The organism is Ectobacillus sp., assembly GCF_056992975.1.
In genome coordinates this window covers 1-11,032 of the sequence record NZ_JBXKMX010000060.1, presented here as the reverse complement: position 1 = coordinate 11,032, position 11,032 = coordinate 1, and the positions used below count along the sequence as shown (strand labels likewise).

Genomic DNA, 11,032 nt, shown 5'->3' with positions numbered 1-11,032 from the left:
CGATGCTAAATAAACGTACGTTGCCGCACATCGAACATATTCATAAGCAAATTGTAGAAGAAATGGGTTGTAAACGACACGAAGTACATCCAATGTATCCAAGTGATTTTGCCAGCAAATTAGAAATTTTAACAAAAGGTGAAATTCGCAATGCCATTTCCCACCTGCTTGATATTCGGGACGATAAGGTTTGGATGCTTTTTGGTACCCTTCCATTTTATGCATGTAGCACAGATGAACAGGACCAAGCAATCATTAAAAAGCTTCGCGAAAGCAAAAACGTAACAGTTCGTAATGATCCAGATGGCCGCTCTCGCCTAAACGTAAACATTTTCGATGGCAACATCATCGTGACAGACTTTGGCGACATTCCGGTTCTCGGCAATATTCAAACACATACGCTGCAGCAAGCGTATAAAACATGGCAAGACTCAGCAGTGGCGAAATCTATTAGTTGTCATTGCTCCTCTGTCAAATGTCTCGGTCCGAACATCCTTGTGAAAAATAGCTACTATCCAGACGAAAATTTTTTAGAGAAAAAAGCATTGTTGTAAAGTTGAGGGCCGCAGCGAATGCTGCGGCTATTTATCATAGTGTTTCCGTTTTACTTCCATATATAATTGTTTATTTTCCACTTCCTGAAACCCAAATTGACGATATAAGCCGTGTGCATCGCTTGTTGCTAATAAAACCTTGCGAACGTTCTGTATTCCTGGATAATCAAGCATCGTTTGCACTAACGCTTTACTTAAACCCAAATTCCGAAACTCCCTAAGAATGAACACATCAGCAATATAAGCAAAGGTAGCTAAGTCGGTAGTCATACGTGCGAAGCCCACCTGGTTGTATGCTCCATCCTTCTCCTGATACACCCCGAAGCAGACTGAATTCGCAATCGATTCTTCAACAATGGAACGAGGAATCCCCTTAGCCCAGTAAGATTCGTCGTGTAAGTACTGATAGATCACATCGATGTCAAGATACTCTTTGTTAGTCGAAATCACAAAACCATTTGCTATGCTCATGCCCATTCTCCTCCCTATTTTCTATGATTAGTACTAGTATGGGATTCATTTGGAAACGGGTCAAGCATAATAGGAAAAGGGGAGGATTTTGTTAGAGGACACTGAGAAAGCACGGACTTCGAAAATAGATGTGATAGAATTTTTTACTGTTAGTGCTTTTTTGTTACCGCTCTCATGCTTTTCCCTCCAGAGCGTGTACAATCCGAGCTCTTTTTTTACCGCTCATAAGCTTTTTCCACGCGAGCAGGCACTATCCAAGCTCTTTTTTTACCGCTCATAAGCTTTTTCCCCCTCGAGTGGGCACTATCCAAGCTCTTTTTTTACCGCTCATAAGCTTTTTCCACGCGAGCAGGCACTATCCGAGCTCTTTTTTTACCACTCATAAGCTTTTTCCACGCGAGCGGACACTATCCGGGCTCTTTTTTTACCGCTCATAGGCTTTTTCCACGCGAGCGGGCACTATCCGGGCTCTTTTTTTACCGCTCTCATTCTTTTCCCCCCTGAGCGGGCTCAATCGAATCTCTTTTTTTACCGCTCTCATTCTTTTTCTCCCTGAGTGGGCTCAATCGAATCTCTTTTTTACCGCTCTCATTCTTTTCCCCCTCGAGTGGGCTCAATCGAATCTCTTTTATTACCAGTCACATGCTTTTTCTCCCTGAGCGGGCACTATCGAATCTCTTTTTTTACCGCTCTTATGCTTTCCCCCCTGAGTGGGCATAATCGAATCTCTTTTATTACCACTCACATGCTTTTTCCCCCTGAGTGGGCACAATCCAATCTCTTTTTGTTACCACTCACATGCTTTCCCCCTAAGCGAATACGATTCGAGCACTTCACTATATGTAGGTAGCAAAAAAGATATAATCCCTTCAACTAATTGAAGGAATTATATCTTTTTATGTATCATCTCGGTTTCGTTGTTGCCAAAAATCCAAATGACAGACGGTCCTGTATCGGAATCCATGCTCCGATTCCTTGTGAGGTTACGTTTTCAATGACAAGTTTGCGTTGGTTTCCTTTTAACACAAGAAAAACTTCTCCAAATGTAATTTTCCCCTTTTCATTTACAAATGGTGCGTAGGCATAAAGATAACCAATATTGTTTGGTGGTAAATTGTAAACGCGGCTAGTTTTCGTACCATATCCAACAACTGTTTGAAATGCAAGGGGTAAATGCGTTTTATCCATTGCCTTTAGCATCATCATTTTTTTCACTTCATCGGCGTTTTTCACGTTTGCAGATAATCCTCCGCGTACAATGCGCTGCATATCCTGGTTATATGTCATTTGTACAAAATTTCCGTTTCCTCTATTATCGACATAGTTTTTGTTGATTTGTTGGTATTCCCAGTTCACGACAGTTTCTGCGGATTCATAATGAAGCGGCCATTGCCCTAAGTAAATTCTAGCTTTATACCCAACCGCCAGCGGCGCATTTGCAACTGAGCTTTCATTTAGCATCCGGATCAAATCTGGGTTTTCAATAGGGACCGGTGATGATTTCAACAAGTTACTGGCGAACTCGCTTGGCTGCAATCGTGGTACATTTTGCGTTGCATTCGGATACGTATTTTCCTTAGATATATCCACTACAGAGGGCGGAATTTTTTCACTACTATACACTGTAAATGGAAACGAGAAACTAAACAAAAGAATGAAAAACATAATGACATGTTTTGTACGTTTCATACAACATCTCCTTTTTCATATGAAGTATCATAATTATTGTTTTCTTCTCCTTGCTTCGTTATGCCAAAAAAATCATAAAAAAAAGACTCTATTTTAAAATAGAGCCGACCATTATGAGGAAGCGATTCATCCTTGGAAATAGAATATGAATAATGGGACCAATGCAAAATGCAATAAATAGCGAGCCAATCCCTACTGGTCCCTTGACTAGGAATGCTAAAATAAGTGCTGTAACTTCTGCTATCGTCTTCGCTGCCATTAATGGCAGTTGGAATCTCTCCTGCAAGGCAAGCATAAGCTTGTCAATTGGATTTGCGGGATAATGCGATTGCATATACATGGCAACCCCTACCGCAATTAGCACAATTCCCATGATAAGTACGATGACGCGCTGGCTTAAGTCACTAAGATCCCAACTGTTAAACACCCGTAATAACCAAAAATCAATTAGCGTCCCAATCAGAAAAAATGTGATAGCCGCTAAAAACTCTGGCTTTTTCTTTAATAAATATGCGTTTACGAACAGTAAGACGATTCCGTTAATAATAACCCATGTTCCAACCGTAAAACCAATCGTTTGAGATTGTCCCGCAGACAATGCATCCCACGGACCCGCTCCTAAATGAGCCTTCAATGTAAAGCTAACCCCTAGCGTCAATATAAGCAACCCTATCACAAAAAAGACGAAGCGCGTAATTCTCATTCGTTTCTCCCTTAAGCTTTTCTTAATTTACTACCTATTATATTTTTCATTGCTACAAAAAATCCCGCCTATTTATAGAAGATAAAACCCAATTCCCATAATGATATAGGCAGCTAGCAGTGTTCCGCCTTCAAACCAATTCGTGTCCCCGTCGTTAGAGATGGAAATGGTTAAGAATACAGCAGTAATCATGGCAATCAATTCTGGTAAGGTAAATACAAGCGGCATGTTCTGCTGCATCAAAATGGATACGATGACGAGAACTGGTGCCACGAACATAGCAACTTGTAATGTGGAACCAATTGCAATTTCAACTGCAACATTCACTTTATTTTTGATTGCCATCAACACTGCAGAAGCATGCTCTGCTGCATTTCCAACAATTGCTACAATGATAATTCCGATGAAGAGTTCCGACCAGCCGAATGTTTTCGCTACCGATTCAAATGTATGTACAAGGGATTCCGATTCATACGCAACCGCTAGAGTGGCGACAAATAATACACCAATTGCTGTTTTCTTACCCCACTCCGGTGTTTCATGCTCTGTTGCCACATCTTCTTGATGCTGATACACACCGCGATGTGTAACAAGTCGAAAGTATAGACCTGCGAGATATAGAAGAATTAAGATTACAGAAATACCAACACTAAGCGTTAATGTTTTTCCCTCATTTAAAGTTTGTGAAAACACCTCGGGAATAACAAACGCAACAACAACAGCAAAGATCAGTAGTGTTGAATTATGACGGGCATCATATACATTAAAGGATTGCCGTTTGTATTTTAATCCCCCAATAAAAAAGGATAAACCTGCAACGAGCAATAAGTTTCCAAGCACGGATCCTGTTAACGAAGCAAGAACCACTTCTGTTAATCCAGCCTTCAGAGAAAAGATGGAAATAATTAATTCTACTGCATTTCCAAACGTTGCATTTAACAATCCACCTATCCGTGGTCCTGATACGATGGCCAAACTTTCCGTTGCCCTTCCCATAAAGCTTGCAAGTGCAATTATTGTAAGACAAAATACGCCAAACATAATCGTATCTGGCAAGTGGAGTACATTCCCTACAATTGATAGCGGAATTCCGATTGTTACAAACAATAAAAACAGTTTATTAAACATTCATTCCCAGCCTTTCCTTGCTATTAATAATCTTCATTTTATCATTATTCTTCACAAAATTTCGTAAAATTTCTCTGCAGTTTGGTTAAAAACTATCCTTCTAGAAGAAAGTAACAAGGAAACAAAAATGGAAGGAGAATGCTAACTATGGATTTAAAGGCAAAGGTATTACGTGTACTAGAACAAGGACAAACAGGGGTACTGGCTACCATTCGTGATAATAAACCTCATAGTAGCTTTATGATGCTTTTTCACGAGGACGTAACACTTTACATGGCAGCCGATCGTCAATCCAAGAAGATCGCAGATATTAAGCAAAATAATCATGTTCATGTTCTAGTTGGAAGTACAAATAATAACTGGGACGATCCATTTGTTGAAATTGAAGGAACAGCTAATCTGGAGGATAATGAGACCTTAAAACAAAAGTTTTGGAATAATGCCCTCCATCACTGGCTACAAGGACCAGATGATCCAAACTACGTGCTAGTAAAAATAACTCCTGTTCATATTTATTTAGTTGAAAAAGCAGGAACTCCAGAAAAGCTTGATTTATAAGGGGGGATCTCCCCCCTGTTTCCATTACATTAGCCCGTATTAATTCCTTCTCTATAAAAATTTGTAATTTTTTTTAAAAAAAGTATAGCACTTTTTGTTTTATCTGTTATATAATAATATCAACTTAAATAAACTGTATTAAAACAGGATGAGAGGAGAAATTATGATGAGAAGAGAAGAACGTAAAAACATGATTGAGTTTATCCAAAAGCAAAGAGGGTTCCAACGTGATGAACTAACGTTCATGACAGATGAGGAAGTTGAGCACATCTACAACGTAACATATTTTCTACTTGAAGAAATTGCAGAGTAGGTCATTGATCGATTCCTTCAGCCAATACGATATCCAATGAGCAGTTCCTGCACAAACAAATAAAACCTCATGTACTCTAAGTTATTTTCTTGTAACAATTCTGAATTTTTAAAAAGTTGTAGCATTCGTTGCTTTATCTGTTATATAATAAGCGTAAATAAAATAAACTGTATTAAAACAATAGGAGAGGGGAAATTATAATGAGAAGAGAAGAACGTAAAAACATGATCGAGTTTATCCAAAAGCAAAGAGGGTTCCAACGTGAAGAGTTGACGTATATGACAGACGAAGAAGTTGAGCACATCTACAACGTAACGTATTTTCAACTTGAAGAAATTGCAGAGTAATATCGTTATACTGCAAGGAAATATCCAATAAAAAGGAGAAGGTGCAATTGCCCTTCTCCTTTTTATTATACAAATGAATCAGAAAACAACCCTTATCGTTAGTATTGTATCTTACGCTACAATACAAATATTACAATGAAATGGGTAGAACTACATGAAACTTTAACACATCTGTAATTGAATAGTTATGAAACCATCTATATTATATTGTTTAGATTGTATAAAAATTTAGACAGTTATGATTTTCCAACCTATTTCATTTTGCTCTACATTCATTCCCAATTAGCTATACTCCCATGCCATGAAGAATTATACTTTTTGAGTGGGTGTGAATTATTATACATAGCTATATCGGAAGATGATTTATATACATTTTTTTTTGTGATTTTTTAACTTGCTATTACTTTTTTTATTTGTATACTTATATTTTGTAGCAATATCATTGCTATGTGTGATACGAAGGGAGATTTATGAATGAAACGAAAGCTAATCCTTTCTCTGAAAATTCTTTTAACAACAGGATTAAGCATCATTATATGTGGATTAGTAATTTTATTTGCGACACCATATGGTCACCAATTACGAACAATTGCTGCTGAAACAATTCTTACTTCACAGCATCGGCAATATGCACAATTATTATTATTGCCAAAGGCAGAGTTAGATGCTATTCTGCAAAATATTTATAGCCCGAAAACGATTAATAGTGATGATTCAGTTACCTCTTTATCCCAAAAAGAGCTTGATAGACGTAAATTACTACCTTTATCCATAAACGTTGAAACAGTGAAACAAAAATTTGATGATCATTATTATGAAGGAAAGCTAATGACAATAAGCAACCCTCTTAATGTGAAACTTGTTAATCAGCAAGGCACACAAGGTGCAGATGTCGGTGAGAAGATTTATGTAATGGCACAACGGGAAAAAGCACTGGCTGCTGTAAATGCAAGCGGATTTGTTGATGAAACAGGTGTCGGCGGCGGTGCAGTTGGAATTGGGATTGTTATTGCAGATGGTAAAATCATTAATACACCAAAAGATGAAAATTCAAACACCGTAATTGCTGGATTAACAAAATATGGAGAAATGATTACCGGTGATTACTCTGCTAAACAACTTCTTAATAAAGGTGTCGTTTCTGCAGCCGGATTTATGCCACAATTGATCGTAAAAGGCGAAAAAATGATTACGAGCGGCAACGGTGGCTGGGGATATGGTCCGCGTACCATCATGGCACAAAAGAAAGATGGAACACTTATGTTTCTAGTCATTGACGGAAGACAAACACATAGTATTGGCGCATCCATTAAAGATTGTCAAGATTTATTATATGAAAAGGGCGCTTATAATGCCATGGCAATGGACGGTGGCGCTTCTGCTACGTTATATGCAATGGGGGATATTATTAACGTTCCAGCAACAAAATTCAAATCTCGCTACTTACCGAACGCATGGGTTGTCACAGCAAATCCAAATCAAAAGGTTAGCGTAACTATTGACGGTCAAGAACAACCTGCAGATAAAATTTCAGAAATCACAGGTCTTGCAGCTGCTAAATAAAGCAAAAAAAACAAGATTGGCTAAGCCAATCTTGTTTTTTTTGCTCATTTTAACTTTCCCGCGCATTTTTCATTGCCTGTACGTATACCCACATTAACGCTCCAACGAAGCAAAGTGTGATTGTTAGCATAACACCATAATGATGAATGTATCGTACTACCGTATGCCAGTTATCTCCCAGCTTTAGTCCAAGTGTAACAAACAATGTCACCCAAATGAATGCTCCTCCATAGGCATAGGCAGCAAATCGCCTGAAGCCTAGCGATGAAATGCCTGCAAAATACGCAGTCAGATGGCGAACACCAGGTAGAAAATACCCGATGATTAAAAGAAATGGACCATATTTATCAAATAATAACTGCGTGCGTTGAATTCTTTTATCCGTAATTCCAAATTTGGGGCCAAGTTTTTGAAGTAAAGGTAGACCAAACTGTTTCCCTAGTAAGTAACTGAGCGTAATCCCAAGCATTGCTCCTATTAGACCACATAAAACTGCACTAACGTATGTCATAAACCCTTGGGAAACGTTATATCCTACAAATGTAAGAAGCAGTTCATCAGGAACCGGTAACCCTACAACACCTCCGGCCAGTATCAAAATTAAGCCCGCATATCCATAATGCACAATAAATTCCATTATATGATATTCCATTCTATTGTATTACACTCTCCTATTTTAAAAAATACAATCGTTCCATCCAAAATCCGATGTATCAATATCATTTAACTAAAAAAAGAATACTGTGTTTATCTTATCTGTTCTTATCACATATTACAACTTAGACTATCATCCAGTTTTATCGAAATTTCTACAAATTATTGTCCACAACCTACTAAAAAAATAAGTATCTACCAGCTTTCCCCTATTGTAGTCATAATAGTTTATGATATAATCACAGTGTAAGAAAATACAAATCGAATACCTCATGAACAGATTAATATGCTGCTATCCATTCGGATGGCAGCTTTCGTGTTTTTTAGGGGTGACGATTTTGATTCTTTTTCTCATTAGGATAAAGAAAGGGGATAATACAAATGAGCAATCAAGCTAAATCACTTATACAAAAAGAAGAAAATGCTAACAAGTCTTCACTTATTGAAACGTTTAAGAATCATTACGACCTTATTTTCGCTCTATCTTCTGGTGTTTTCATTCTTATTGGCTGGCTTTTAGATAAACAAGGAGCAAATGCCGTTTCTGTTGCGTTCTTTGTACTTGCATTTATTATTGGAGGATATGCAAAAGCTAAAGAAGGAATTACAAAAACGATTGAGGATAAAGATTTAAATGTAGAAATGCTAATGATTTTTGCTGCTGTTGGTTCCGCTATTATTGGCTACTGGGCCGAGGGTTCCATCTTAATTTTTATCTTCGCTCTTAGCGGTGCGATGGAAACATACACGATGAACAAAAGTAAAAAAGAAATCTCAGCCCTTCTCGATTTGCAGCCAGAAGAAGCACTTCGTATTTCAAATGGTACAGAAGAACGAGTTGCTGTGAAAGACTTACTAATTGAAGACATTATTCTCGTGAAACCAGGCGAACGAATTCCTGCAGACGGTATTATCATTCTCGGTGAAACAAATATAGATGAAGCTGCTATTACAGGAGAACCTATTCCGAATGAAAAGAAAGTAAATGATAATGTATTTGCAGGAACAGTAAATATGCGCGGGGCAATTGAAATAAAAATTACGAAAAGCAGTGACCAAACTTTATTTCAAAAAATTATTCGTATGGTACAAAGTGCCCAAAGTGAAAAATCTCCTTCCCAACTTTTCATTGAAAAGTTTGAAGGAACTTATGTAAAAGCTGTATTAGCTGTAGTTGCATTAATGATGTTCGTTCCCCACTATGCTCTTGGCTGGGGCTGGAATGAAACCTTGTACCGCGCAATGATATTACTAGTGGTTGCATCACCTTGTGCTCTCGTTGCTTCCATTACACCTGCTAGTCTTTCCGCTATTTCAAACGGTGCCAGACATGGTATTTTATTTAAAGGCGGTGTGCACCTAGAACGTCTCGCTTCTTTAAAAGCTATTGCCTTTGATAAAACAGGAACATTAACGCAAGGGCGTCCTGTTGTAACCGACATATTTGTACGTGAAGGAATTACTGAGGCTGAAATGATTCAAGTAATGGCCTCTATTGAAAGCCATTCGACCCATCCTTTAGCAGAAGCCATTGTGAAATTTGCGAAAGAGAAGTACGGTGTCACCCTTATCAAACCTGAAAAGGTAGAAGATGTAACCGGATTTGGACTAAAGGGAATTGTTCATACTACCGCTTATAAAATTGGGAAACCTGCTTTCGTTGGAGAAGGTGCTTCTACATTTGCTGGTGGAATCGCATCCCGTCTTGCAGATGATGGAAAAACAATCGTATATATGAGCGATGAACAAGGCATTGTTGGCTTAATCGCTTTAAAGGATATTCTGCGTCAAGAAACGTTAGTAGCAATTAAACAATTAAGTGATCTTGGTGTCAAATCCGTAATGATTACCGGGGATAACGAACAAACAGCAAAGGCAATCGCTGCAGAAGGTAACATTTCTGAGTATTATGGATCATGCCTCCCTGAAACTAAAGTTGAAGTAATTAAAGAACTAAAAGAAAAGTATGGAACAGTTGCGATGGTTGGTGACGGAATTAATGACGCACCTGCACTGGCAACAGCAAGTATTGGTATTGCAATGGGAGAAGGCACGGACGTTGCACTTGAAACAGCCGATGTTGTTCTAATGAAAAATGAACTTACACGTCTAGCCCAAGCCATTCGTTTATCAAAACGCATGAATGTGATCGTGAAACAAAATGTTATTTTCTCACTAACTGTAATTGCCTTACTCATATGCTCAAACTTCCTCCAATTTTTAGCTCTTCCATACGGAGTAATTGGGCATGAAGGAAGCACCATTCTCGTCATTTTAAATGGCTTACGTTTATTAAAAGCAAATGAATAACAAAAAGAGACTCCAGAAGGACATTTCCTCTGGAGTCTCTTTTTGTTAATGATAGTCGTTAGAACCATTAGCACTGCTACTCGTTTTGTGCTTTGGCTGTGAGCTACTATGTTGCTTCCGTTGATTTTTATCATTTTTCGCATTTCCATGTAAGTTTTTACTCATGAAATGACCCCCCTTTTCATTACTAGTATGGGAATCAATCCTTCGTTTTAGTATGGAAATCACTACCTGTATGACGTCCACTATAAATCATAGCATTTAGCTCTCCTCCAAGTAATATGACCCACGCTGTGAAATAAAACCAAAGCATGAGAACAATAATACCTCCTAAGCTGCCATAAGTACTCGCATAATTTCCAAATCTCTCCACATAAAATGCAAACAAATAGGAGACAACAACCCATCCAACTGATGCAAACGCTGCTCCGGGCATAACCTCTTTCGGGTGCAACTTTCGGTTAGGGGCAAATTTATAAAGAAAGGCAAAGACGAAAAATAATACAAAAAAGCTAAGAACGAGCCGCAGCATACCCCATATTTCTAAAAAGCTCCCAGGTAATTGTAATACCTCATAAATAGCAGAACCGACTAATTTTCCAAACACAGGTAAAACAAGTGCAAACATAATGATAAATACCATCGCGATAGTTAATACAATCGAAATCGCTCTTGTTATGTAAAATGGGCGCGTTTCTTTCCTATCATACGCACGATTAAAGGCATACATAATGGAATTGAT

The 11,032-nt window shown here is 38.1% G+C and carries 12 protein-coding genes; 6 read left to right on the top strand and 6 right to left on the bottom strand.

The annotated features are described in order from the left end of the window. Positions 1-554: radical SAM/CxCxxxxC motif protein YfkAB (gene yfkAB, locus AC11ZT_RS03160; protein ID WP_484058216.1), on the top strand; the 554-nt coding region annotated here is incomplete at its 5' end. Between the two features lie 27 nt (positions 555-581). On the opposite strand, the gene AC11ZT_RS03155 is transcribed toward yfkAB, so the two are convergent. From AC11ZT_RS03155 to cax, 4 genes are all read right to left on the bottom strand, one after another. Continuing rightward, complete coding sequence (locus AC11ZT_RS03155) at positions 582-1,025, bottom strand: GNAT family N-acetyltransferase (RefSeq protein ID WP_484058215.1); 444 nt, start codon at positions 1,023-1,025, stop codon at positions 582-584. 903 nt (positions 1,026-1,928) lie between these two features. Further along, on the bottom strand, positions 1,929-2,714 hold the full coding sequence (locus tag AC11ZT_RS03150) for a YfkD family protein (RefSeq protein WP_484058214.1): 786 nt from the start codon (positions 2,712-2,714) through the stop codon (positions 1,929-1,931). Between the two features lie 88 nt (positions 2,715-2,802). Beyond that, positions 2,803-3,417: a YczE/YyaS/YitT family protein gene (locus AC11ZT_RS03145; protein WP_484058213.1), complete on the bottom strand. Its 615-nt coding sequence runs from the start codon at positions 3,415-3,417 to the stop codon at positions 2,803-2,805. Positions 3,418-3,489: 72 nt separating this feature from the next. Then, the gene (gene cax, locus AC11ZT_RS03140; protein ID WP_484058212.1) at positions 3,490-4,545 is read right to left on the bottom strand and encodes a calcium/proton exchanger; all 1,056 of its coding nucleotides are present in this window, start codon (positions 4,543-4,545) and stop codon (positions 3,490-3,492) included. Between the two features lie 147 nt (positions 4,546-4,692). Here cax and AC11ZT_RS03135 point away from each other — a divergent pair, with 147 nt between their 5' ends. The 4 genes from AC11ZT_RS03135 (at position 4,693) to AC11ZT_RS03120 (ending at position 7,326) form a co-directional block, all read left to right on the top strand. After that, positions 4,693-5,103 carry a pyridoxamine 5'-phosphate oxidase family protein gene (locus tag AC11ZT_RS03135; protein ID WP_484058211.1) on the top strand — a complete coding sequence of 137 codons (411 nt, stop codon included), beginning with the start codon at positions 4,693-4,695 and terminating at the stop codon, positions 5,101-5,103. A gap of 166 nt (positions 5,104-5,269) precedes the next feature. Further along, positions 5,270-5,416 carry a BH0509 family protein gene (locus tag AC11ZT_RS03130; RefSeq protein WP_484058217.1) on the top strand — a complete coding sequence of 49 codons (147 nt, stop codon included), beginning with the start codon at positions 5,270-5,272 and terminating at the stop codon, positions 5,414-5,416. Between the two features lie 200 nt (positions 5,417-5,616). After that, a complete protein-coding gene (locus tag AC11ZT_RS03125; protein ID WP_484058210.1) occupies positions 5,617-5,763 on the top strand; it encodes a BH0509 family protein in 147 nt (48 codons plus the stop codon). Between the two features lie 474 nt (positions 5,764-6,237). Further along, positions 6,238-7,326, top strand: a complete 1,089-nt coding sequence (locus AC11ZT_RS03120; protein WP_484058209.1) for a phosphodiester glycosidase family protein — start codon at positions 6,238-6,240, stop codon at positions 7,324-7,326. Positions 7,327-7,375: 49 nt separating this feature from the next. On the opposite strand, the gene AC11ZT_RS03115 is transcribed toward AC11ZT_RS03120, so the two are convergent. Next, complete coding sequence (locus AC11ZT_RS03115; protein ID WP_484058208.1) at positions 7,376-7,978, bottom strand: DedA family protein; 603 nt, start codon at positions 7,976-7,978, stop codon at positions 7,376-7,378. Positions 7,979-8,361: 383 nt separating this feature from the next. Between AC11ZT_RS03115 and AC11ZT_RS03110 the strand changes: the two genes are divergently transcribed. Further along, entirely contained in the window at positions 8,362-10,290 is a 1,929-nt protein-coding gene (locus AC11ZT_RS03110) for a heavy metal translocating P-type ATPase (protein ID WP_484058207.1), read from the top strand. 199 nt (positions 10,291-10,489) lie between these two features. Here AC11ZT_RS03110 and AC11ZT_RS03105 read toward each other — a convergent pair. Further along, the coding region (locus tag AC11ZT_RS03105; RefSeq protein WP_484058206.1) for a YihY/virulence factor BrkB family protein at positions 10,490-11,032 on the bottom strand (543 nt) is incomplete at its 5' end.